The sequence below is a fragment of the Flavobacterium enshiense genome (assembly GCF_022836875.1).
Classification (GTDB): Bacteria; Bacteroidota; Bacteroidia; order Flavobacteriales; family Flavobacteriaceae; genus Flavobacterium; species Flavobacterium enshiense_A.
Genome location: NZ_CP090376.1, coordinates 522,321 through 547,208, shown reverse-complemented (window position 1 = coordinate 547,208; position 24,888 = coordinate 522,321). Strand labels below are relative to the sequence as shown.

The 24,888-nt window shown below is 40.0% G+C and carries 19 protein-coding genes; 11 read left to right on the top strand and 8 right to left on the bottom strand.

Annotated elements, in window-relative coordinates; all coding sequences use genetic code 11:
- Nucleotides 1-141: 141 nt before the first annotated feature.
- From rsmA to LZF87_RS02475, 3 genes are all read left to right on the top strand, one after another.
- Nucleotides 142-921, top strand: a complete 780-nt coding sequence (rsmA, locus tag LZF87_RS02485; RefSeq protein WP_244341315.1) for a 16S rRNA (adenine(1518)-N(6)/adenine(1519)-N(6))-dimethyltransferase RsmA — start codon at nucleotides 142-144, stop codon at nucleotides 919-921.
- The gene (mgtE, locus tag LZF87_RS02480) at nucleotides 911-2,263 is read left to right on the top strand and encodes a magnesium transporter (RefSeq protein ID WP_244341313.1); all 1,353 of its coding nucleotides are present in this window, start codon (nucleotides 911-913) and stop codon (nucleotides 2,261-2,263) included. Before rsmA ends, mgtE begins: the two co-directional genes overlap by 11 nt.
- A gap of 69 nt (nucleotides 2,264-2,332) precedes the next feature.
- Complete coding sequence (locus tag LZF87_RS02475; RefSeq protein WP_244341310.1) at nucleotides 2,333-3,304, top strand: 2-hydroxyacid dehydrogenase; 972 nt, start codon at nucleotides 2,333-2,335, stop codon at nucleotides 3,302-3,304.
- A 133-nt stretch (nucleotides 3,305-3,437) separates the two neighbouring features.
- On the opposite strand, the gene LZF87_RS02470 is transcribed toward LZF87_RS02475, so the two are convergent.
- Nucleotides 3,438-4,487 carry a hypothetical protein gene (locus LZF87_RS02470; RefSeq protein WP_244341308.1) on the bottom strand — a complete coding sequence of 350 codons (1,050 nt, stop codon included), beginning with the start codon at nucleotides 4,485-4,487 and terminating at the stop codon, nucleotides 3,438-3,440.
- A gap of 393 nt (nucleotides 4,488-4,880) precedes the next feature.
- Here LZF87_RS02470 and LZF87_RS02465 point away from each other — a divergent pair, with 393 nt between their 5' ends.
- Genes LZF87_RS02465 through LZF87_RS02455 form a run of 3 tightly spaced genes read left to right on the top strand, consistent with a single transcriptional unit; the run spans nucleotide 4,881 to nucleotide 6,029 of the window.
- Nucleotides 4,881-5,282, top strand: a complete 402-nt coding sequence (locus LZF87_RS02465; RefSeq protein ID WP_244341305.1) for a hypothetical protein — start codon at nucleotides 4,881-4,883, stop codon at nucleotides 5,280-5,282.
- A gap of 17 nt (nucleotides 5,283-5,299) precedes the next feature.
- Nucleotides 5,300-5,698, top strand: coding sequence for a VOC family protein (locus tag LZF87_RS02460; protein ID WP_244341296.1), 399 nt, complete (start codon nucleotides 5,300-5,302; stop codon nucleotides 5,696-5,698).
- Between the two features lie 46 nt (nucleotides 5,699-5,744).
- Nucleotides 5,745-6,029 carry a TM2 domain-containing protein gene (locus LZF87_RS02455; protein WP_244341285.1) on the top strand — a complete coding sequence of 95 codons (285 nt, stop codon included), beginning with the start codon at nucleotides 5,745-5,747 and terminating at the stop codon, nucleotides 6,027-6,029.
- A gap of 83 nt (nucleotides 6,030-6,112) precedes the next feature.
- On the opposite strand, the gene LZF87_RS02450 is transcribed toward LZF87_RS02455, so the two are convergent.
- Nucleotides 6,113-8,929: a zinc-dependent metalloprotease gene (locus LZF87_RS02450; protein ID WP_244341282.1), complete on the bottom strand. Its 2,817-nt coding sequence runs from the start codon at nucleotides 8,927-8,929 to the stop codon at nucleotides 6,113-6,115.
- 616 nt (nucleotides 8,930-9,545) lie between these two features.
- Entirely contained in the window at nucleotides 9,546-12,908 is a 3,363-nt protein-coding gene (locus LZF87_RS02445; protein ID WP_244341279.1) for a reprolysin-like metallopeptidase, read from the bottom strand.
- 171 nt (nucleotides 12,909-13,079) lie between these two features.
- On the opposite strand from LZF87_RS02445, the gene LZF87_RS02440 reads away from it, so the two are divergent.
- The 3 genes from LZF87_RS02440 to LZF87_RS02430 all read left to right on the top strand — a co-directional run bounded on the left by LZF87_RS02440 (nucleotide 13,080) and on the right by LZF87_RS02430 (nucleotide 15,906).
- Nucleotides 13,080-14,018 (top strand): bifunctional riboflavin kinase/FAD synthetase, encoded by a 939-nt coding sequence (locus tag LZF87_RS02440; protein WP_244341277.1) that lies wholly within the window; start codon nucleotides 13,080-13,082, stop codon nucleotides 14,016-14,018.
- A complete protein-coding gene (locus LZF87_RS02435) occupies nucleotides 14,015-15,346 on the top strand; it encodes an HTTM domain-containing protein (RefSeq protein WP_244341275.1) in 1,332 nt (443 codons plus the stop codon). Before LZF87_RS02440 ends, LZF87_RS02435 begins: the two co-directional genes overlap by 4 nt.
- A 101-nt stretch (nucleotides 15,347-15,447) precedes the next feature.
- Nucleotides 15,448-15,906 (top strand): hypothetical protein, encoded by a 459-nt coding sequence (locus LZF87_RS02430; RefSeq protein ID WP_244341272.1) that lies wholly within the window; start codon nucleotides 15,448-15,450, stop codon nucleotides 15,904-15,906.
- Nucleotides 15,907-15,912: 6 nt separating this feature from the next.
- Here the strand turns inward: LZF87_RS02430 and LZF87_RS02425 are convergent, their stop codons facing one another.
- Both LZF87_RS02425 and LZF87_RS02420 read right to left on the bottom strand, forming a co-directional pair.
- Nucleotides 15,913-16,671 carry a UDP-2,3-diacylglucosamine diphosphatase gene (locus LZF87_RS02425; protein WP_244341254.1) on the bottom strand — a complete coding sequence of 253 codons (759 nt, stop codon included), beginning with the start codon at nucleotides 16,669-16,671 and terminating at the stop codon, nucleotides 15,913-15,915.
- A gap of 152 nt (nucleotides 16,672-16,823) precedes the next feature.
- A complete protein-coding gene (locus LZF87_RS02420) occupies nucleotides 16,824-17,273 on the bottom strand; it encodes a 6-pyruvoyl trahydropterin synthase family protein (RefSeq protein WP_244341248.1) in 450 nt (149 codons plus the stop codon).
- 92 nt (nucleotides 17,274-17,365) lie between these two features.
- On the opposite strand from LZF87_RS02420, the gene LZF87_RS02415 reads away from it, so the two are divergent.
- Nucleotides 17,366-17,989: a 2OG-Fe(II) oxygenase gene (locus tag LZF87_RS02415; RefSeq protein ID WP_244341245.1), complete on the top strand. Its 624-nt coding sequence runs from the start codon at nucleotides 17,366-17,368 to the stop codon at nucleotides 17,987-17,989.
- Nucleotides 17,990-17,991: 2 nt separating this feature from the next.
- On the opposite strand, the gene LZF87_RS02410 is transcribed toward LZF87_RS02415, so the two are convergent.
- The 3 genes from LZF87_RS02410 to LZF87_RS02400 form a co-directional block, all read right to left on the bottom strand.
- Nucleotides 17,992-18,168: a hypothetical protein gene (locus LZF87_RS02410; protein ID WP_244341242.1), complete on the bottom strand. Its 177-nt coding sequence runs from the start codon at nucleotides 18,166-18,168 to the stop codon at nucleotides 17,992-17,994.
- 89 nt (nucleotides 18,169-18,257) lie between these two features.
- Nucleotides 18,258-21,707, bottom strand: a complete 3,450-nt coding sequence (locus tag LZF87_RS02405; RefSeq protein WP_244341223.1) for a T9SS type B sorting domain-containing protein — start codon at nucleotides 21,705-21,707, stop codon at nucleotides 18,258-18,260.
- A 412-nt stretch (nucleotides 21,708-22,119) separates the two neighbouring features.
- Entirely contained in the window at nucleotides 22,120-23,928 is a 1,809-nt protein-coding gene (locus tag LZF87_RS02400) for a GNAT family N-acyltransferase (protein ID WP_244341206.1), read from the bottom strand.
- Nucleotides 23,929-24,121: 193 nt separating this feature from the next.
- Here LZF87_RS02400 and LZF87_RS02395 point away from each other — a divergent pair, with 193 nt between their 5' ends.
- Nucleotides 24,122-24,883, top strand: coding sequence for an exodeoxyribonuclease III (locus LZF87_RS02395; protein ID WP_244341204.1), 762 nt, complete (start codon nucleotides 24,122-24,124; stop codon nucleotides 24,881-24,883).
- Nucleotides 24,884-24,888 lie beyond the last annotated feature (5 nt).

The window sequence follows — 24,888 nt, the reverse complement described above, 5'->3', positions numbered from 1 at the left end:
TAGATTTTTAGACTGACTTAGACTACTTAGATTTTTTGAATGAATATTGTTTTTGAAAAGCAATAATTTAAAAGTCTAATATTCTGACTTTCTAAGAAGTCTAAATATCTATCAATCTAAATAATCTAAGAAGTCTAAATAATGGACAAAGTAAAAGCAAAAAAACACCTCGGACAGCATTTCCTGAACGATGAAAGCATAGCCAAAGACATAGCCGATGCACTGACATTGAAAGGCTATAAAAACGTATTGGAGATCGGTCCGGGAATGGGTGTGCTTACCAAATATCTGTTGGAGAAACCCATCGATACCTATGTGATCGAGATTGATACCGAATCGGTGGCTTACCTCGATGCACATTATCCTAAATTGCACGGAAAGATCATCTCCAAAGATTTTTTAAAATACAATATCAAAGAAGTTTTCAACGATGAGCCTTTCGCTATCATCGGAAACTTTCCGTATAATATTTCCACACAGATTGTGTTCAGGACTTTGGAGCTTCGTGACCAGATCCCGGAATTTTCTGGAATGTTCCAAAAAGAGGTGGCAGAGCGTATCTGTTCCAAAAAAGGAAGTAAGGTTTACGGTATTTTGTCGGTATTGGCGCAGGCCTTTTACGATGTAGAATACCTTTTTACGGTAAGCGAACACGTGTTTACACCACCGCCAAAAGTTAAATCTGGGGTGATGCGAATGATCCGTAAGGAAAATTACCATTTGCCTTGTGATGAAAAATTGCTGTTCACCGTCGTGAAAACATCCTTCAACCAAAGAAGAAAGACACTTCGAAATAGCTTAAAATCGATGAATCTGTCGGATAATTTAAGAGAAGATAGTATCTTTGACCTCCGTCCGGAACAGCTTTCCGTAGAACAATTCATAGAACTTACTCAAAAAATAGGAGCCGATGGAGTTTAAAATCAGCAAAGACCTAATTCAACAATTAGAGCAACTTATTCAAAGCAAAAACGACCAGCAACTGGAAGTATTGCTGAATGATTTGCACCATGCTGATATTGCCGAAATCCTTGACGAACTGGATTTTGATGAAGCAACCTATATTTTTAAAGTCCTGGATTCCGAGAAAACAGCGGAAATCCTGTTGGAATTGGAAGACGATTTGCGTGAAAATATTTTGCAGCGTCTTTCAGCCAAAGAAATTGCAGAAGAGCTCGACGAGTTGGATACCGACGACGCGGCCGACATTATTGCCGAACTTCCACAGTCTAAAATGGAAGAGGTTATCTCCGAGCTGGAGGATGTTGAACACGCCAAAGACATTGTCGATTTGTTGCGTTACGACGAAGATACCGCCGGAGGTTTGATGGGAAAAGAGTTAGTGAAAGTGAACGAAAACTGGAACGTACTCACCTGTGTTAAAGAGATGCGCCAGCAGGCTGAACACGTAACCCGCGTGCACTCCATTTATGTGGTGGATGATGAAGATCGCCTGAAAGGCCGTTTGTCGCTGAAAGACTTGCTTACCACTTCAACCAAAACGCCTATCAGTGATGTCTATATCAAAAAAGTAGATTACGTGAAAGTGGATACCCCCGATGTGGAAGTAGCCCGTATCATGCAGAAATACGACTTGGAAGCCATTCCCGTGGTGGACGAAATGGGACGTCTTGTGGGTAGAATTACCATCGACGATATCATCGATGTAATTAAAGAAGAAGCTGATCAGGATTATCAGTTAGCGGCCGGTATCTCGCAGGACGTTGAAGCGGATGACAGTATTTTGGAACTTACGCGTGCCCGCTTGCCTTGGTTGGTTTTGGCTCTGCTGGGTGGTTTTGTCAGTGTGAAAGTTTTAGGGCTTTTCGAACCGGCGATGGAAGGCCATAAAGCCTTGTTCTTTTTTACTCCGTTAATTGCGGCGATGGGTGGGAACGTTGGAGTACAGTCTTCTGCGATTATCGTACAGGGTTTGGCGAACAATGCCATAACCGGAAGTATTATCCAACGCTTGTTGAAAGAGTTGTCTCTTAGTTTATTAAACGGATTGATATTGTCGTCGATCCTTTTTGCCGGCAGTTACTTTTTGTTAGGATACGAAATCCATATTGGGATTACCGTTACCATTGCACTGTTGTCAGTGATTATCATTGCCTCCCTTAACGGAACTTTTATTCCCATCATTCTGAATAAGTATGGGATCGACCCCGCTTTGGCTACGGGGCCGTTTATAACCACAACTAATGATATCCTCGGAATTCTGATTTATTTCAGCATCGCCCGACTGATTCTTGGGTTTTAAATTTTTGCAGGGCAGCATTGCCATAAAACTACTATCTTTATTCCTTTAACAAGAAACATGACACCCATCATGAATAAAGATTTGCAGCCGATTTCCCAAACCAAAATACTCCATATCGACAGCAACCATCCGTTGTTGTGGGAACAATTGGTAAAAGCCCGATTTCAGAATTTTGAAGATTTTAAATCATCAAAACACGAAATCGAAGCAAAGATTCACGACTATCACGGTATTGTTATCCGAAGCCGTTTTAAAATTGATAAAAACTTTCTCGACAAAGCCGCCAATCTGCAATTCATCGCTAGAGTAGGTGCCGGCTTGGAAAGCATCGACTGTGAGTATGCCGAAAGTAAAGGCGTACATCTTATTGCTGCTCCCGAAGGCAATCGCAATGCTGTTGGAGAACATGCTTTGGGGATGCTGTTGTCGCTTTTCAATAACCTGAACAAAGCCGACCGGGAAGTGCGCAGTGGTCATTGGAACCGTGAAAGTAATCGTGGTCACGAACTCGACGGAAAAACGGTGGGTATCATCGGTTATGGGAATATGGGAAAATCTTTTGCCAAAAAACTCCGTGGTTTTGATGTCGAGGTTTTGTGTTACGATATTTTAGACGATGTGGGCGACGAAAATGCGTGTCAGGTAAGTTTGGGTGAATTTCAGCAGAAAGTCGATGTAGTGAGTCTGCATACGCCATGGACGCCTGAAACTGATAAAATGATCAATACCGACTTTATCAATGCCTTTGCCAAACCGTTCTGGTTCATCAATACGGCAAGAGGGAATAGTGTCGTAACCGCTGATTTAGTAGCTGCCTTGCAATCAAAAAATATTCTTGGAGCAGGGTTGGATGTACTGGAATACGAAAAGCTTTCGTTCGAACATTTGTTTGAAGGTGAAAAACCAGCCGCCTTCGAGTACCTGCTAGAAGCCAACAATGTTCTTCTTACACCACACATCGCCGGTTGGACAATGGAAAGCAAGGTGAAACTAGCACAAACCATCGTGGATAAAATTATTCAGATGTACAGTGAGGTTTAAAAGGTCATGGACTTTCGATTCAATAGTAAATATCTATTCAAATAATTGTCTGTCGCCTTTTTTGGCAGAATGATGATCCTTTTTTTATTGATAGTCAGCTAAGTATTTTTGAGAATATAATTTGATTCTCTGTTTATTCCTGTCGAAGGGGCTTCATCGGGTACTGGATTTCGAAAAATGTTGAGCCTGCCCCAATGCCTCCCAAGCAGTTGGTGGTACAAAGTTGTCTTGTCGAATTGCATTCGGCAGCCCAAAACATATATCCCAGCATTCCTGATGAGACTCCGGCTCCATTAGGCATGACCCGGGTAACGTAATCCTGGGTCTTAGATTGGATGGATGTGTCAAAGTTATTGCATTCCGGCACCAGCTGATTGCCTGTCATGTAGAGTGATCCGGTAAATTTACACGGAGCTAATGGCGGAATTGGAGGTGCATATTGTGGTTTGCCATCGATATGTTCGTCCCAGTTGGTGATGGCGCCCGAAGCTGACGGCTGTCTTGCCGGCACCATGGCATTGGCATAATCGAGAACCGGAGCTGTCGTTGTGAGCCAGTCTTTTGTCGCTTTTTGACAGATGGCAATCAGCCATCGGTCTCCTGCAGCCAAATCGATGGTAAGCCTGGCAGCGTGATTATAACCGTATGGGTCATAGGGGTGTCGAGCTCTGTAAGTACTGATAAAAGTTTGCAATCCTTCCAGGTTCGGGCTTCTGTTTTCTTCATAATCAATTTCAATGCCCACGCCAAGGGTGTCGGCAACCATGGCGGCATTTTCAGCTAGCAACGTCGGATTTGATCTTAGTGCCGTATTCCAGTCGTCGGTATATGTTATTCCTCCGATGGAGAGCATAACCCTGATTTTTCGACACTTGAAATAATCAACAATAGCACGGGTCATGCCTTTGGGAAGACCATTCTTGGTGGTTGCATCATTTGTTCCGTTCATCAGCTTTAATGGATTCACAAAACTGAGTACGACCAGATTAACTGAAGGCAGTCCGTCACCTCGATCAATGATCCAATGGTTTTTCGAATCGAATTCGTTTATGGTACGGGGAGTTCCCCAAGTGCAATAATCATTTCCGGCATGCCAGACACCATAAACGTCCAGTTGTGTTCGAGAAGATGCTAAAACGTAAGGTGGTTGTGATGGTGATGTCGGTTTGCCATTCGCATCCAAAACAGCAGGTTCGCCCGATGATGATTCTGTTCGAAAATCCTCTTTCTGGCAGCTGATGCTCAGTGCTAAGACAGGAATCAAAAAGCTAAGAGTTTTAAGTATTTGTTTCACAGTGAGATACGATTGAATTAACTCGTTAAAGTTAAGATAATTAACTACGAAAAACAATCAGTACTGGGTCGATAAACTGGTTAAATATCGATTTTATATGTTGATAATCAGGTATTTGATTAAAATGGGGTTAGATGATGGAGAATAGGGGTGTCTAATTTAAAATGTGACTTAATCTTCATGATGGTTTGCGAGAAGAATAGTAGATGAGATAATTTTCTGTAGGAATCAATCGCAGAATCCATAATATTTCTATTATATTTATGAATCAAAAAAGTGAACATGAATAAAATTGCCTATTACCTGATGCTTTTTGTTGCGGGAATTACTTGTTTGCAGTTTATTCCTCACGCTTTTTTAGGGTTTCCGGCAGTTTTGGAACACATTGCTAAAGGAGAAATTCAGGAACCGGCTGCAAAAGGCATGCAAATGATTTGGATGTATTCGTCGATTATGATGTTGTTGTCTGGAATCTGGATGTTGTTTTTGGCCAAACCCATTAAAGAAGGGAACCCTTCGGCTCGACTTCAGGCGTTGCTTTTGTCTTTGGGGTTAATTCTCTTCGGAATGGCCTGCAGTTACATCACAAAGGATGTTTTCAATCATTTGTTCTTTTTTACCGTGGAGGGAATTTTACTGCTTTTGGCTGTAACGGTCTTCTTTAATATCAAAAAAAATGAGTAAGATTTAATATTAAAAAGATGAGTAAGAACGACATTAAAAGAGTAACGGGATTGGGTGGTTTTTTCTTCAAATGCGACGATTCCAATGCGACTAAAGACTGGTACAAAAATCATTTGGGTATTCCGGTAGATCAGTATGGATGGACATTTTGGTGGAAAGACAGGGAAGGAAATGACTGTTCAACACAATGGTCGCCTTTTCCGGCCGAAACCAAGTATTTTGAGCCGAGTCAGAAGCAATTCATGATGAATTTTCGAGTAGATAATCTCGAGGAATTGTTGAAAGTTTTAAAGGAGGAAGGTGTAACTATCGTTGATGAAATGGAATCTTATGACTACGGTAAATTCGGGTTAATCCTTGATCCGGAAGGAAATAAAATTGAACTTTGGGAGCCTGAGGATGAGGCTTTTCTGTAAAAAAAATGTAATTTGGTACGCTATTAATTAATTAAAAACAAAAAATATGGAGGTTACAAAACCGAAGGAAGACTGGAACCAACCGCAGCCGCCTCAGCAGCATAATAAAAAATTGGCTTGTGGTTTATTGGCTATATTGTTAGGTCCGTTTGGAATACATAAGTTTCATCTGGGTTATCAGACAGAGGGTATTATTACTTTAGTGATTTCGTTAGTTACGTGTGGTATTGTAACTACTCTAACTGGTCTAATTGAAGGAATTCTCTATTTGATAAAATCAGATGAGGAATTTTACGAAACGTATCAGATGAACAAACGTCCATGGTTTTAAGAGATTGTTGTTTTATTTGACTAAATAAATAATAAAAAGAAAAGCGCCTATACAGGCGCTTTTCTTTTTATATAAGAAAATAATTATCGGATAACGATTTTCTTAGTTTCTTTTTTGTCACCATCCTGAACAGTCACGATGTAAATTCCTGCCTGAACATTGTTCAATTGGATGTTTTGGCGGAATGTTGCTGTGTTCTCATATCCATTCTCGAATACTAAACGGCCTCTCAAATCGTGAACACCGATTTTAATTTCGTTCGATGTGTTTGATGTAAACTGAACATTGAAATTACCGTTGTTCGGGTTAGGATATAATGTGAAATCCTGTAATCCGAAAGTGTCAGTAGAAAGAAGAGGAGTTGTTTCTCTACGGCACAACGTTAAAGTTGCGCTTGAAATCTTATTAGTTGTGATAGTGCTTTTTGCGGCAAGATACCACGTTCCGGTATAGTTCAATCCGTCTAAACGGTAAAGTGGAACTCTTGGAGCATAGGTTGCACCAGTGTTGGTCGCAGCACAGTTGAAAGGAGCGCCTTCATCATCAAATAAAGCGTCTAAATTAGAAGACGTAGAAGTGCATCCCGAAGTAGGTCCATCAAAAGCAACCACCTCAATAAAGTTTGAGTTTGGTTTTACTATTGCGAAAGATACCTGATTTGTAAGTGCTGCCGTACTAACCACTTTTAATTTAGCAGAAGAAACTGTGTAATTGTCAGTGATAGCAGGGAAAGCATAACCAGACCATCCAGTAGTCATCGCTTGAGCAGGGCTGAAAGTTTTTACATAATCGGTACAAGTAGACGTTACAGAATATCCGATAGCAATAGGTTTCATGTTTACGTTAAAGAAAATGTTTCCGGATGCTTTAACCATAATTCTACAGTTAGGAGCAGCAATGTTTGGAACTGTAATAGTTGCTGACCCGTTATTAGGAATGCCTGTTGCTAAAGACGTTGTAAATGTTTGGCCACCGTCTGTAGATAATAAGATATCTACATTGTTACCGCCGTTAATTGTATTAGTATTGTTTACTGCCCATGTAATTGTTTGCGTTGATCCTTGCGGCCACGAAATATTGTTTGTTTTCTGAGAAGTAACTGCAAGAGGTCCTTTTGTGTCATCTACGGTAACTATCATATCGTCGAAACTGGTCTGTCCTACTTTAACAGGAGATGTGCTGTAAGCAGAGTTGTCTCTAACTGTTAGTCTGAACTTTAACTGTCTTGCGACAGAGCTTAATGCTTCAACAGCGATTTCTTGACCTAGAGTAGTGGTTGAGCCGACTAATACGGAACTCATAACAGGGAAATAACGTTCTTTGCTTGCAGTCGGAGAATAGGATCTCCAGTTTGGTCCGACTGTTTTTGTTGATGATGCACCGCTTGCGGAACCTGTTTGACTGGCACTGTCATAATCGAACTGCTCCCAGCTGTAAGTAAGCGCGTCACCAGCGTTAGCGTCTGTAGCATTTCCTGTCAATTTGAAAGGAGTGCTTTTTGGGATAGTATAATCCGAACCGGCTTGGGCAACAGGAGTAGCGTTGTTAGCTCCTATGTTGGTGGTAACCGGACAGGTTTTTCCGTTTAAATTGCTTTGGATTTGACTGATAGAAACAGCGTGATAAACATCAATAGAGTGCGCTGCTATGTCTTGGTTAGTGATTCCAGCATACCCCATAACAGTTATACCAGAACCTACTTCCATGTTTGCTCCTGATCTTTCACCACCCATTGTGAAAGTATGGCTTGCTCCCAATTGATGACCTATTTCGTGAACTACAAAGTCAATATCGAAATTGTCTCCCATAGGGATATCGTCAAATGGAGAGGTAATACCTTCTCCTTTACCTCTTTGGTATGAAGGAGACGAGTCTGATGGGCGTAAATCATCGCACACACATCCTATACAACCTGCGTTTCCGCCGCCGCCGCTGGCTCCGAATAAATGTCCAATATCGTAATTAGCTTCTCCGATAACACTTGTTAAAGTGCTTTGTAACTGAGTGTTCCAAGTGCCTGGACAGTCATTATAAGCACTTGTACATCCGGCAATATCAGTCAATCCTTGCGCTGCTGGAGAATATGGGTCAGTGGATGGGTTGAAATAGAGGATATTTGTGTTGTTAGCAACCAAATTTAGATGGAGTCCTAAATCTTTTTCATACACTCCGTTACAACGGGTCAATGTATTGTTGATGGCAGCTAAAACAAGAGATTTATCTGCTGTTGTTCCTGCTGTACTTGCACCGAAAAAAGCGGAATATTCTGCTGTAACAGACTGTGCCAAGCGTAAGGTTTTTAACTTACCATCGCTGGCTCTTCCGGCAAAACTCTGTGCTTTTGGGGTAATTTCCGCAAACATTTCATTTTCTTTTACAGAACAAGTCCAAGGCATTTTTCCTTTCTCTCTTTGTGATTTGAAAACCGCATATACTCTGTGGTCTTGAGAATAAGCCTCGATAAATTCATTTGGTTTGTCGGTTCTGAAAACCATTGTCTGTATTCCTTGTGGAGAAATACTTAATTTTAAAGTAGCATATTTGTCTGTTATACCTTTTCCTGAATAAGCTCTGATTTCTGGGAATTGTGCCTGTAACTCCGGGTCGAAGTTAGAAGCTTCATACATTTCGAATTGCTCTAAACCACCATCAACATTAGGTAAAGTAATGATAACTTTTTGGTTTGATGATCTGTTTTGAGTTCCAACTAATGTTTGTTGCATATGATCTAAATTTAGTTCATATAAATCAAACTGTTTTGGGAACGAAAGGCGCGAAACTGCCTTGTCTGTAGCCATTTTGCCACTATCTCCCTTGTGGGATGACCAAAACTTGTCATTTTGCGCATATCCAGCGGATATTGCAAAAGCAGTAATGGCAAGGAGTAGAATTTTTTTCATTTTATAGTTTATGTAATGTTAAGTTTGTGACAAAATTATGAGGTTTTTATAAAAACTCAAATTAAAATAAGTTAAATAAAGAAAGTCGTTAAAAAATATCACTTTTTTTTGTCAAATTAATAATTTTAAAGTAAGGTTTTTTTTACTTAAAATGTTTTCTTTATTTCTTTTCTGTCTCCTTCCTGAACGATTACCTTGTAAAACGACTGAATATTCTTAAGTTTAATATTTTGTTTAAATAGTGCTGAATGTGATATTTTTAAAAACAAACCTGCTTCTCATATCATGAATTCCTATTTTAACACTGTTTCCTGTGCTAGACGCGAATTGTGCATTGAAGTTTTCCGTTATTTGGATTCGGACATAAGGAAAAGCATTCTGGGTTTAAGTTTTCAAGGCATTAGTAAAGTTTGTGGAGTGTTATTACCCCATAAAACTTATGTAGTGCTTTGTGATGTTACATTTAAAGGATCTTTTGTGTTGTCAAAAGCGACAACTACATTGTCAAAATCGTTTGCTTTCAATAGCTGATCTGCTTCCTCAACTACATTATTCGCTTAATTAAAAGAATAAAAAAAGCGCCATTATAGGCGCTTTTTTTATTAGAATATGATTTTTACTTAATAATGATGCGTTTTGTTGTTTGTTTGTCTCCATCCAGCACACTTATTAAGTAAACACCCGTTTGAGTGTTGTTTAATTGAATGTTTTGGCTGAAGTAACCGTTGTTTTGATACGATTTTTCGAAAATTAACCTTCCGCTTATATCATGTATATTAATCTTAATATCATTGCTTGAACTGGATTCGAACTGAACTTTAAAATTACCATTGTTAGGATTAGGGTAAAGAGTAAAATTCTTTATAGTGTTGTCTGTAACTCCCGCTGTTTGTACTGTACAGATATTTAAATTCCAGCTGTTAAGGGTTCCGGAATCGTTTGTAGCTCGGTCGGTTACTTTTAAAGTCCAGATACCAGTGGAAGTTTGTCCGTTAAATGCAGATAGTGGTGATGTCGGAATAACTGTTCCGGTAAGTCCCGGACAAACAGGAATAGCTCCTGAATCGTCAAAAGTTGCATTAGCGTTTTCATTACCTGAAGCTGCTGAATCACAAGGCCTGTCGAATAATTTAACAATAGTTCCCGCCGGGCTTGTCAATGTTGCATCTGTATCACCAATCCAGGAGTGACTTACATTCAGCGTAATATTTACATCCGATATGATTCCACCATTGGCAATAGTGATTGTCGATGTTGCTGTTGTGTTATCAGGAATTGTAACCGGAATATTTGTAGAGTTGACTGTGGCACAGGATAAAGTTCCCGTTGTGAATTTAAACGCAGAACTGTATGTTCCGGTGCAGCCATTGTTTTTTGGTGCAACTCTCCAATAGTAATTAGTGGCTTGTGACAACCCTGATACATTGTAAGAAGTTGTCGTAGCGTTACCTGAACTGATGATGTTTGTGAAAGCCAGATCAGTGGCAACTTGAACGTCGTATGAAGATGCGTTGCTGTTTGTAACCCATTTCAGGCTTAAGTTCATGTTTTGACCAACGGCATTATTGGCTGGTGTAGTTAATGACATAGCCGGGAATGCTGCGTTTAGCAATTCAAGATAATAGGGAACTGTTTTGCTTGTAGTTCCTGAAGTTGCCTTTGCAACGATTTTATAAACACCGGGAGTTTTTCCTGCAGTATTGCTAACAGTCATGGTGACGGTTCCGTTTGAGCTGCTCATTGAAGTCGGAGCGAACGTTACTGTTAATCCGGTTGGAGTACTGGTAGCGCTAAATGTTGTTGTGGCGCTGAAGCCTCCGAAGACTTTGTAATCGATTGAATAGGAGGTGGTTCCGCCTTGACAAACCGATTTAAATTGCTGACCGGCAACACCGTTAAATCCAACCGAAAAAGATGATGTAGGAGCAGTAATTGTAAAGTTGTTGTTTGAGATATCATAGAAAATATGGTTATTTCCTTTAACCATGATTCGATTTGTTGTCCCTGTGTTATTTGGAACAGTTATCGTTTCAGATCCGTCATTCGGAACTTTGCTTGCCAATAAAATTGGGTAAGTATTTCCACCGTCAGTAGACAAATAAATATCAACATAATTACAGTTTACACCATTTGCGGTGGTTCCGGCAACATTCCAGGTAACCGTTTGATTGGTTCCAGCCACCCATGAAACAGCTGTGTTGGGAACGCTAACTGTGAAAGGCCCCGCAGTTCCGTTAACAACTACTCTCATGTCGTCATAGTTGGTTTGTCCAACTTTAATTGGTGCAGTAGAACTGTATGGAACATTGTCTCTTACTGTTAATCTGAAATTCAGGGTTCTGGCAACGGAACTTAACGCTTCAACATTAATAGTCTCATCTCCTGTTCCGGCAGTAGTTTGTCTATTGGCGATAACAGTAGATAAAATAGGCATGTATCTGATTGGTGAAGTTGTTGGGTTCCAAGATCTCCAGTTTGGTCCGGAGTTTTTGGATGTGCTGGCGACACTGCTAGCTCCGGTTTGAATTCCTGCGTTATCATTTTGCTCCCAGCAATATGTTAAGGCATCACCTGCATCTGCGTCGGTAGCCGAACCCGTAAGGATAAAAGGTGTGCTTTTCGGAATAGTATAATCAGGTCCCGCATTGACAACAGGAGCTGCATTATTTCCAGCCAATGAAGTTGTTGCCGGACACGTTTTTCCAGCCAGGGTTGCCTGAATCTGAGCAATTGACGCTTGATGGTAAATGGCGATGGAATGAGGAGCGACATCCTGATTTGTAATTCCGGCATATCCCATGATAGTTACTCCTGAGCCTACTTCCTTATTTACTCCGGTACCTTCGTTGCTGATTGAAAAAGTATGATTGCCTCCTAATTGGTGTCCAATTTCATGAACTACATAGTCAATGTCAAAGTTGTCTCCCATTGGCACACCGTCAGCCGGTGAAGTGATTCCGGCACCTTTGTTCAAGTCAGATGCACTACTAGTATCGTCAACGCACACACAACCGATACAACCTGCATTCCCACCGCCCCCGCTTGCTCCGAACATGTGGCCAATATCATAGGCTGCATTATTCTCTGCTAAAGAAGTAGAAGGGCCGGTAAGGTTTGTACTCAAAGTATTTTGCAATTGAGCATTCCACTGACCTAAGTTTGTAGAATAAGGGTCGCTTGCCGGATCACAATAAATAACGTTTGTAGTGCTGGCGATGAGGTTAAGATGCAACGCTAAATCTCTTTCGTAAATCCCGTTACAACGTGTAAGAGTTGCGTTGAATGCGGCTAGTACCAAAGCTTTATCTGCATCATTTCCTGCAGTACTGGCTCCAAAATAAGCAGCATATTCACCATTACAGGATTGTGCCAATCGTATGGTTTTTAATTGCCCTGCACTAGATTTATTGGTGCTTGGAAGTTGTTTGTCAATGTCGGTCATCATGCCGTGGTCATCTGTGGAGCAGGTCCATGACAATTGGCCTCTTTCTCTTTGTGAATTGAAAACGGCGTAGGTCTCTCCATCTACAGAATACGGTTCCATGAATTCATTTTCATTGTCGGATCTGAAAACCATTGTTTGGATTCCCTGTGGTGATATGCTTAATTTAATGGTAGCATAACTGTCGGTAATTCCTTTTCCTGAAAAAGCTCTGATTTGCGGATACTGTGCCTGCAAATCCGGTTCAAAATTAGACGCTTCATACATTTCAAATTGTTCCATTTGTCCTTTGGTGTTAGGCAATGAAATAATTACGGAATGTTTTGATGATTTGTCAACAATGGAGAATAAAGTTTCTCTTATCGGGTTAATGTTTAAATCGTATAAGTCAAACTTTTTAGGGAAAGAGAGTCTTTTTACGTTTTTCGAAGCCACAATTTTTTCGCCCGAATTACGTTGCCATGCTTTATCGGTCTGTGCTTCTGCGGATAATGACCCTATAAAAGCAATGAGCGAACAGAGTAAAATTCTTTTCATTTTTTAAGTTAGAATGTTAGTTTAGATTCAAAAGTACATTTATTTTTCACTTTTTTAACAAGAATGTTACAATTTTTTATACGCAATGAATTGTGAGTCAGAAAATAAAAACAATCGGCATCTTATTTTGAAATAGAATTACAATAATTACCTTTGCGCAAACATCATCTATTGAAAATAGTTTCATCCATACAGGAATTCAGTACATCGGCAGGAACCGTAGTTACCTTGGGGACTTTTGACGGCGTTCATATAGGGCATCAGAGTATATTGGATAAAGTGATTTCTTCAAGTAAAAGATTGGGTTGCGAAAGCTTAGTGCTTACTTTTTTCCCCCACCCAAGAATGGTACTGCAGCACGATTCTGAAATTAAACTATTAAACACTATAGAAGAAAAATCCCTCCTACTTGAAAAAGTCGGAATTGATAACTTGGTCATTCATCCTTTTGATCAGGCTTTTTCGCAGCTTACGGCAGAAGAATTTGTCAGGGATATACTGGTGAACAGGTTTAAAGTTAGAAAGATAATCATCGGCTACGATCATCGTTTTGGTAAAAACCGCACGGCCACTATCGATGATTTAATTCGTTTCGGCACACAATATGGTTTCGAAGTGGAGCAGATTTCTGCACAGGAAGTAGATGCTGTCTCTGTGAGTTCCACTAAAGTACGAAATGCTTTGGATGAGGGTAATGTTGTCCTGGCCAGTCAGTATTTGGGTTATGATTACTTTTTCTCCGGAACGGTTGTCGAGGGCAGGAAACTCGGACGCACTATAGATTTTCCTACGGCAAATATCAAAATTGATGAAAGCTACAAGTTAATCCCTAAAAATGGCGTTTACATCGTTTCTTCCGAAATCGGAAATGAAAAGGTTTACGGGATGATGAATATCGGAATCAATCCGACCGTTGGCGGAAAAACCCAAAGCATTGAAGTGTATTTTTTTGACTTCGACCAGGATTTGTACGGTAAAAGAATAACGGTTACCGTTTATGAAAAAATCCGGGACGAACAGAAATTTGCTTCGGTGGATGACTTAAGAATGCAGTTGGGGAAAGACAAAGAAATATCACAAAAATACATTGCTAGCCGGTTTTCGAGATGACTTCCCGATTGTTCAAATCCATAGATAACGCCCCGTTAATTGTTTTCCGGATTTTTTTCGGATTATTGTTTGCCTGCGAAACTTTTGGCGCTATTTTAACCGGGTGGGTAAGGAATAATTTTATCAGTCCCGAATTTACATTTTCACATATTGGCATGGATTGGCTTCAGCCGTTACCGGGATATGGAATGTATCTTTATTTCGTTATTATGGGGTGTTTGTCGTTGGCGGTAATGCTGGGGTACAAGTACCGTTACACTCTGGGTTTGCTTACGCTTTTTTGGGCGGGAGCCTATTTCATGCAGAAAACGTCCTATAACAATCACTACTACCTGCTGTTGCTTATATCTATTATCATGCTTTTTCTTCCGGCTAACCGATATGCTTCTCTCGATGTGAAGCAAAATCCCGGGCTGGAAAAATTGACCATGCCTGCCTGGTGCTCTTGGGTGATGATTTTTCAGGTGGCGATTGTATATTTTTTTGCAACAGTGGCAAAATTTTATCCTGATTGGCTCGATGGAACGTATACCGGAATTTTGTTTTCTGAAATTAGGACCTTCTCGCTGATAAGAAAACTGTTCCGCAATCCCGATTTTCATATTTTCATAGCTTATGCCGGAATCGCTTTTGACGGATTAATTGTCCCATTGCTACTTTGGAAACGTACAAGGACTTTGGCGCTTATTGCCTCATTTTTGTTTCATCTTTTTAATTCTGTCTTCCTTAAAATCGGGATATTCCCATATTTTGCTTTGAGTTTTGCGGTCTTTTTCTATGCGCCGGAAACCATCCGTGGAATTTTTCTAAAACGCAAACCGGCTCTTGTGCCTGAAACTGAGAGTAACAACTATTCCGGAAAATCATTGCTTTACTTTTTCTTTATTCCTTATTTTATTCTTCAATTAGCATTGCCTCTGCGTCACTGGTTTATTAAAGGCGATGTTTTATGGACCGAAGAAGGGCACCGCTTGAGTTGGCGGATGATGTTACGCGACCGAAACGGTACAATTGATTTTCGGATTATTGATAAAAAAACCAAAAAACGTATTTATTATCCGATTGAAAGCCATTTAACCCGCAAGCAATTGGCAGGAATGTCCACCAAACCGGATATGATTTGGCAAATGGCACAGCGTATTAAGTCGGAATTTCAAAAAAAAGGAATTCAGGTCAGTATTTATGCCGATTGCTATGTTTCCATAAATCGAAAAACTCCTCAAGCACTTATAGATCCGAATGTTGATTTGGCAGCTGCTCATTGGGATTATTTCCTCCATAATGACTGGATACTGCTTCCCGTAACCGATAAAGAGATTGGGCGGTAATTTTTAAATTCGTATCGTAAATTTTTGTAACTTAGTAAGTGACTGAAAATTAAGCTTTTATGGTTTTCAGGACTTCTTTGTTTAACTAAAAATTTACTATCATGTTCAACAGAAAAGAATTTAAAAACGGGTTTATTATTTTCCTTGGAATCGGACTTTATTTTCTGGTAATGGAGATGCTAGGTCTGGCCGGTCATTTGTATTTGCGATTCTTTAATATTTTCATCGTTCTTTACGGTGCCAGCAGAACCATCAGAGCTAATTATGCTGAGGGGAAATACGAATACATGAACAATTTCATGTCCAGTGTCTTAACATGCGCAATTGGGGTAGCTTTGAGTGTTTTCGGGTTGATGGTGTATATCCACGCTCGCGGAGGTGAGGCCTATCTGGCTAGTCTTTCCGATGGGTTTATATTCGCCGGAGGAAAAGCCCGTATTAACGAATATTGTATTGGACTACTGTTTGAAGGAATTGCTTCTTCACTCGTTGGTAGTTTATTGCTGATGCAATACTGGCATGGAAAAATTCCGAAAACGGAACATTCTACAGACGCCTAATAATCGTTAATGATTGTGACGTTTCAATTCAAAATTGGTTCCGTCGAATACACCATAGGAAAAATACCCTATCCAGTCGCCCAGGTTAAAGTAATGGGAATCCTCTTTGAGCAAAATCTCAAGGGGTAAATGTCTGTGTCCAAAAACGAAGAAATCATAATGTTTGGTTTCCAGTTTTTTCTTGGCATACTGATATAGCCATTCATTTTCTTTGCCTAAATATTTTACATCTTCCGCACCCGAAATCAACTTGTTTTTTACCGAAAGGTATTGGGCAAGTTTAACTCCTATGTCCGGATGCAGCCATCGGAAAAGCCATTTCGAAAAGGGATTTGTAAAAACCTTTTTCATTCGTTTGTAACCGACATCGCCCGGGCCTAAACCATCACCGTGACCGATGAAAAATTCTTTGCCGTTAATGGTGAAATGTTTTGGTTTGTGGTATACCGGTATGTTTAATTCTTTCTCAAAATAGTCATACATCCATAAGTCGTGGTTTCCTACGAAGAAAAAAATATGTATTCCGCTGTCACGAAGTTCGGCCAATTTTCCAAGAACCCTCACAAATCCTTTAGGAACAACCGTTTTGTATTCGAACCAAAAATCGAATAAGTCACCTAACAGGAATAAAGCATCGGCATCCTTCTTGATTTCGTCAAGCCAGGCTACGAATTTTTGTTCCCTGGGGAAACTTGTTTCCGCAGTTGGAGCGCCAAAATGCTGATCGGACGCGAAATAAACTTTTTTGGCTTCAGGAAGATTCATAGGTATAACGATGAGGAGTCAAATATAAAAAATGTAAATTATTATTTACAGGTAATTCGGTTAAAGTCAAATAAATGTGTTGAAAAACGTTCAGTCGGTTTTTTATAATTTCTGGTTTTTCACCACAACTTTTGAATGCCTGTTTGAAAAAATCAATTATCGGAATGATACCATTCGGCAAAAGACGACTCAGTTTCCTGAAGCTTCAACGAATGCAAGTGAATGTCCTGCGGCAATCGACTTTTTATCTTCCCGGCAAAATCAATCACCATATTTTCACTTGTCGGCTGATAATCGACTAAGATAACATGATGGCCTCTGTTTTTAAGTTCGTTGGCCAATTCAATATGAGGCGTGTTTTTGTTGAAAACCGTAGCATGGTCGAACAGATCAACAATTTCTTCTTTCACGATTTTTTTCAGATCACCAAAATCGATCACCATTCCGTATTTCACGTTTGATGTGTCGGTTATGGGCTTTCCGATAACGGTAACCGAAAGTTTGTAACTGTGACCGTGAACGTTTTTGCACTTTCCGTCATAACCGTATAAGGCATGACCGGTTTCGAAAGAAAATTGTTTTGTGATTCTGATGTTGCTCATCGCGCTTTATTTAGAGGACAAATTTAGTAAATTAATTCGAGCGAGGCATTTTGAGTTTTTCATCTTATCTTTGGTAGTATAAATACGAATCTATGGCCGATTTTGAAATCAACCCGAAGTATGAGATGATTATTGATGATTTGATGAATCAAAAATTCAGTATCGCTGATAATTTTTTTACACCCGATGAGGTGGCACTGTTGCGGAAAAACCTCTTACGAAAGTTCGATGAAAAGAACTTCAAAAAGTCAGCTATCGGAAATCAGGACAGGGAACAGATTGTGGATGAAGTTCGCGGCGATTTTATTCTTTGGTTGGATGAGCAGAATGCCGACGAAGCAGAACAATTATATTTTGACCGGATCAATGATTTTGTCCACTATCTGAACAGAACCTGTTTTTTGGGAATTCAGGATATGGAATTTCACTATGCATTGTATCCGGAAGGGACTTTTTACAAGAGACATCTGGATACTTTTCAAAACGATAGCCGCCGTAAACTTTCTATGGTTTGTTATTTGAATGAGGAACATTGGCAAATGGATTATGGAGGGGAACTGACGATTTACCAAAATGAGGGCGGTAACGAAACCGAGCTCAATGTCGTTCCTATGCAGGGAAGAATGGTGATTTTTGAAAGTCAGGTGTTAGAACACGAAGTAAAGCCTGTAAGACAACCTCGTTTAAGTATTACGGGCTGGTTAAAAACGCGGTAATATTATTGGTTGTTTTCTTTTTTTCTGGCGCGATAATACATCCAGTAAGCGATTCCTACAAGAACAGCGAAAGGAAGGAAAGTGCCTATGAATACACCTATTTCATAACTCGAATCGGGTGCGTTTTTTATTTTTTCTTCGATAGCTGTATTTTGGGTTAAAAGAAAGAAAAGTTTCATGTGGTATAATAGTTTATCGACATAAACAAAGTTAATTAAAAAGGGACAGCTTTAAACTGTCCCTTTTTGATTTATTAATAAATGATTGGTTATCGTTTTAAGGTGAAATGACTTCTGAACTCGTTTCGGGCATTATTTACAGTGAATTCAATTTTGAACCAATAATCGGTTGCAGGAAGCGTAGTTCCGTTGAATGTGCCATCCCAGCCAGCCCCGTTCGGACTGATTTCTTTTATCAATTTACCGTATCGGTCGAAAATATAAATTTTCGCTTCATAAGTAGGCAGTAAATTGTCTATATTCCAAGTATCATTGTAGCCGTCACCATTTGGCGTGAAGTAATTCGGGTAGGTTACTGTGTAAACTGTATTGGAAACCTTTATGCCGCATTCGGATTTGTCTCGGACTGAAATAGTATAACTTCCGTTAGTAAGTCCGGTGAAAATATTGCTGCTTTGCCAGTGAACGCCGTCTATATTGTATTCATATGTTCCATATCCGCCAACTGCAGTAGCCTGTATGGTGGCAAGTCCACTGGAAAACAAAGGTGAGATAAGTACAGCTGAAACGGAAAGTGGCTCCGATGACGAATCTATTACAATACTGTCTGAATTAGTACATCCCGTCGTGGTTTCGGTTACTATTACAGAATAGGTGCCAGCCTGTGTTATATTGTAAACAGCATTTTGATTTCCATTGCTGTCAACGCTTGGATTAGCTGGATTCCAGTCGTAATGGTAATTACCCGGATTTGATGGTGTAGCATCAATGTTTTGAGAGCCTAAGCCAGTTGCAGGATCTAAACAAAGCGTAAAGTCGTCACCCAATTCTACCTTCGGAAGCGGATTTACGACAAGGGTTAAAAAAGGGCCTAATCCAACGCATTCATTGTTTAGGTTGCTGTCCACGCGGATATAAAGGGTTTGTGTGTTTGCTGTTATATTTCGGTATGGGTTTGCTGCTGTTCCGGTAACTGCATTTTCTTCAGCAAGTGCATCATTTAAATTTTCATAGTAGGTAACTGTCAGGTTTTGACTGTTAGTAAAGGAGTTTAAAATAGCGGTAGTAGCCGAATCGAAGTTAAAATACGCATATCCGTCATTTGCTGGATCGTTCTGGTCGATATGCACATCGCATTCTTCCAGTATTTGTGCCATGGAAGCGTTTATTTGAGTCGCCGACACAACAAGTGTTGTGGTTGCAATTCGGAAACATCCGTTAGGATTCGTTACCCTTATCCAGATGATTTCCCCTCCGGATGTATAGTTGGTGACGTTGGTTATAGGGTTTGTGTTCGCCTGAGCGTCCGCATTGGTCCTGAAGTAGCCAAATTGTACATTTGGATCAATGCTTATCAAAGCATTGGCTTCTGTCAAATTAAAAATAGTAATTGCATCCTGGTTGTCATCGCATTGTTTTAATGTGATGGTGTTGTTTATTGCCGGTAAAGGCTGTACAAACAGGTTAAATGATGAAGTGACAAAACAGTTTGTCAATGAATTCGTTAAACGTACATATATAGTTCTGTCATTAGTGTCTAATGTTGTTTGAGGGTTGTTCCCAGTGTTTGCATCATTTTGATTTAGATGATAGGTTACTTGGATACCAGTTTGATCGTTTAAAATTTCGCTTGTTTTTGTACTGAAATTAAACATTGCGGATCCGTTAGTGTCGTTTCCGTCCAGATTATCATCACAGATCTTGTAGTCAGATATAGCAGCTACAGTTGGAGCGGGATTCACGGTTACTGTCACAGTAGCGGAAACCGCTGCGCAGACATTATCCCCGGCAAGGGTGTAGGTGTAAATTCCTGAACGATCAACCGCAGGGTTAAAAATAGATGTGCCACTGGCCAAAGCAGGTGACCAGGTTCCTCCTGAGTTGGCTCCTGTTCCCAAAAGTGGGAATAAATCAAAGGTTGGGTTGTTGTTGCAGACATCTATTTGGGCGTTGTTGCCGGGATTCTGGGGTTGCTGAATGGTTACAGTAACCTGAACGTTTACAATTGCACACAGACCTGTAAAATTATAATTGTAAATTCCTGGTGCGTCTACTGCCGGGTCGAAAACGCCGGTGCCACTCGCTAAAGGTGGTGTCCATGTTCCTCCTGGCTCCGGATTTCCATCAATTTTGGTAAATAAATCGGTTGTGGTATTGGAGCAAACGGCTACTTGGGTATCTTTTGGTTCGGAACCAAAACCAGAGTAATAGGCTGCAAAACCAACTGCACCGCTTGATCCAAACAGTCCGACTGCCAACGGGCCGCTTGATTCGACTTTAATATTTCCGGCGTAACCTTGAAGTCTGTAGGTAACCCATTGGGCGTTTCCTAAAACGGGTTCCGGTAGTGCTGATATAGTATTTCCGTTTATTTTTATGGTTGATCCGGCATATGTTACTGCGATAATTTCGCTGGTATAAGTGGTTGATCCGATTGAATTAATGCTTGGAATTAAATCCACTGTTTTTTGGAAAAAGCAACTCAGAGGAGGGATGAAATTTAAACCTGATGTGGCATCGGATGTGGTTCCTCCTAATATCTGATACATGTATATAGGTTTGGATGAAGTAATGTACATGTTTTTGTTGTTTGTCCCCTGATAAAATGAAGCAGGGAGCAATACATAATCGCCGGCATTAATTGTTGCAAATGCTGTTGATGATCCATTGATGAAAATTTGGGTGTTGTCCTGTGTGGCTATGGCTAGCGGATGCTCAACATTGTCGCTTCCATTTCCTTTCACAACAATGTATTCCGTTCCAACTTCTTCTATTGGAACAATCTGGTCAAAAGTAAAGTCTTGTCCATCTCGTGGGGTGGACATGCCGGCCAAGGCGTTTCCGGTATTTACGGCGATAGGTTTGGTAGAGGTGACTAATGCTCCTATGAAGCCAGTTAAGTTGCCTGGTATATTCGTATATCCGGATACTGTAACGGATTGTCCGGCGTTCATTATAAATGTCTGGGTGTCTGCATCTATTGTGGTGCCATTCATTGCAAATTCAACATCAGGCGAGTAATCCGAAAGAATTACGGTTGTATTATTTTCGGTCGCCATAAAACTGGCGAAAAAATTCCGGAGATCACCGTCTTCGTTTTGAGGTAAACCCCCAAGGCGAAATTCTGTTCCGATGCCCTGATATCCTTTGGCAACTAAGATTTCTGCATGATTTTGTGCACGAACCTTAAAGGTGGCGTAAAATTCTTTACTGCCTTCCAATATCAATCCTTTGTCTTGTTTTACGATGTTGAGGTCGCTGTTCGACAGAAACATTATTGAAGGCTGGCTGAAACCTATGCTTACAGTAGCTGGGTTTCCGCTAGAGATTGTAAACGGGGAGCCATCAACAGGAGTTCCGTCTCCTCCTGTAACGGTAACTTGAAATGGCGTTGTTTCTGGAGTTGATAGATAGATATAATGATCAGCAACAAAGGTTTCTCCGATTCGGGCGTGAATTGGGGGAATCCAATGCTTTTTGCTTAGCTGGGCACTCGTTATATTGTAAGTGATTAATAATATGAAAAGTAAAAGTCTCATTTCGTGGTGGTTGGTTTTAGCTACGCAAAAATAGAAGAATATTGCAATGTTTTAGCATTTGGTAATAAAGTAATGGGGAGATTTTGTTGTTTTCTTACGGATTATCAGTGAATTTGTGTTTTACTTAGATTTTTATTTTTTCAGCTTAACAATTAATGTAAGAAATTTATAGAGGATTGTTTTAACTAGACGAAAGTGAAAAATTTTTACAGATTATTGTATGTTGCTTGAAGATGAAATTTCTTTTAAACTGTCTTTAGAAGAAGTGGAATATCATTAAATGATTAAAAGGTGGTGATTCGTTTAAATAAAAAAGTCCCGAAAATTTCGGGACTTTTTTTATGATTGTATTGCTCTTCTTTTACTTATTTTCTTGTAAATATTAGCGGCAATTATTGTTTTAATCCAAAGTTTAGTGGTTTTCCCCTTTTTCTGCTAGTTTACGTTCCAGTTCGGCCTGAAATTCCTCGATAACCGGTTTCATGGTGCTTTCAGGAATATCGGCTATGCGGATGTACATCAGCCCGTCAACAGCATTGTTGAATAGCGGGTCGACGTTGAAAGCGACAACACGAGCATTCTGTTTGATGTATTTTTTGATCAATACCGGCAAGCGCAAACTTCCAGGCTCCAATTCGTCAATAATTTTATCAAACTTGTTTAAGTCATGCTCCGCTTCATCAAAAATAAAATCTTTGTCGGCGTCTTTTAATTTTACTTTGTATTCTTTTTTAGGATGTACATATTGTGCAATATATGGATCATAATAATTCGATTTCATGAATTCAATCATCAGCGATTTCGAAAATTCTGAAAACTGGTTGCTAATACTTACGCCGCCAATTAGGAATTTATGCTCCGGATAGTGTAAGGTTGTGTGAACAATACCCTTCCAAAGCAAAAACAAAGGCATTGGTTTCTGTTGGAATTCTTTGATAATGAACGCACGGCCCATTTCGATGGATTTGCTCATCATGTCAAACAACTCCGGCTCGAATCGGAACAACTCCTGAAGATAAAAACCGTCGATGCCGTATTTGGCAAAAATCTGCGATCCTAATCCCATACGATAAGCTCCTGCTATCTGTTTGGTGTCGTCATCCCACAAGAACATGTGGTGGTAATAGTTGTCGTATTTGTCCAGGTCGATGGCTTCATTGGTTCCTTCGCCAACTTCGCGGAACGTAATTTCACGCAAACGTCCTATCTCATGAAGGATGTTCGGAATCTTATCTGCTGTCACAAAGAAAACCTCGTAATTCTTGCTTTGCAGAAAACGATAGTCTCCCTTTCGTAGTTCGGTTATTTCCTGGATGATCAGGTCTTGTTTAGCAGGCGTGACAATCTGTTTCGGATTTTTCGGTAATTTTAAACTTGGAGCCGAAAGCAGTTTGTTTTCTGTTTCGAAAGGGTTGGCCAGCATATAGGTTTTCCGGCGTAAAAATTCAGAATAAGCATCCAGCGATTCGTATTCATTTTGTTCCGTTACGGGAATAGGTTTTCCGATGCGGACCTTAATCACACGGTCTTTCTGTGTTAATAATTCCGAAGGTAATTTTGCCGTGCGTAGGGTGTCATCTATTTTTGAAAGTAAATAAAATAACCTGCTGTTTTTGGCATGGAAATAAATCGGTACCACAGGAACCTGTGCTTTTCGGATGACTTTGATGGCGCCTTCTTCCCAAGGTTTGTCTACGACTAACTCGCCGTCTCTGTAGGTGGAGACCTCTCCGGCGGGAAACATCCCCAATGGTTTTCCATCACTTAAATGACGAAGGGTTTCTTTGATTCCGATAACGCTTGACTTTGCGTCTTTGTGGTTTTCGAACGGATTCACCGGCATGATGTACGGTTTCATCGGCTCAATACGATGCAAAAGGAAATTGGCAATAATTTTGAAATTCGGTTCTCTTTCCAGCATTAATTTTAAAAGTAAAATGCCGTCTATTCCACCCAGCGGATGGTTGGAAACCGTAATATACGCTCCTTCCTTTGGTAGTCGTTTTAAATCTTCTTCCGGAATTTCAAATTTAATCTGAAATTCATCCAATATAGCATTGAGGAATTCAAGGTCCTTTAAGTGCTTGTTCCTGTTGTAAATCTTATTAAGGGTGGAAATTTTAAGCGCCTTCATCAGTAACCAGCCTGAGAAGGTTCCTAAAAAACCATATTTATCAGCATTTATTGCTTTTGCAACTTCTTTCGCAGTAACTAAACCCATTTATTTTTTGGTTTTTGGGAAAAAACAAAGATAGGAATAATAGTCTAATCGTTAAAATGTTTCAGAAGTATAAATGTAAAATCTGATTCCTTTGTTGTTATTTATTTGAGGGTTAATTGTTTATAAGTAATTGAAAATAGTGTTTCGAATTTGGTGGTTTTTTCTATACATTTGGGAAAAGATTAGCCCTAGAATGAAGATTATATCCTATAACGTCAACGGAATACGTGCTGCCATCACCAAAGGTTTTATCGAGTGGCTGCAAAGCGCTAATCCTGACGTGATTTGCCTGCAGGAAATTAAAGCTACTCCCGAACAGATTCCTACGCTAGATTTCGAACTTTCAGGTTATCCATATCATTATTGGTTCCCTGCGGAAAAGAAGGGTTACAGTGGTGTGGCCATACTTTCAAAGGTAGCGCCTAAGAATGTAGTGTATGGAACCGGAATCGATTATATGGACAAGGAAGGACGAAACCTGAGAATTGATTTCGATGATTTTTCGGTGATGAGTTTGTATTTGCCTTCCGGAACGAACATAGACCGTTTAGATCATAAGTTTCAGTATATGGACGACTTTCAAGCCTATGTCAATAATCTGAAAAAAGAAGTTCCGAATCTGATCATCGGCGGTGATTATAATATCTGTCACGAAGCGATTGACATTCATGACCCAATCCGAAATGCTAAAGTATCCGGGTTTTTACCTGAAGAGCGTGCGTGGCTGGATAATTTCATGAAAAGCGGTTTCATCGACAGTTTCCGTCATTTCAATAAGGAGCCGCATAATTACAGCTGGTGGAGTTATCGCGCTAACGCTCGTAACAATAACAAAGGGTGGAGGATTGATTATAACCTGGTGAGTGAACCGATGAAAAACCGTTTAAAACGTGCCGTGATTTTACCGGAAGCCAAACATTCCGATCATTGCCCTGTATTAGTAGAAATAGAATAACAATA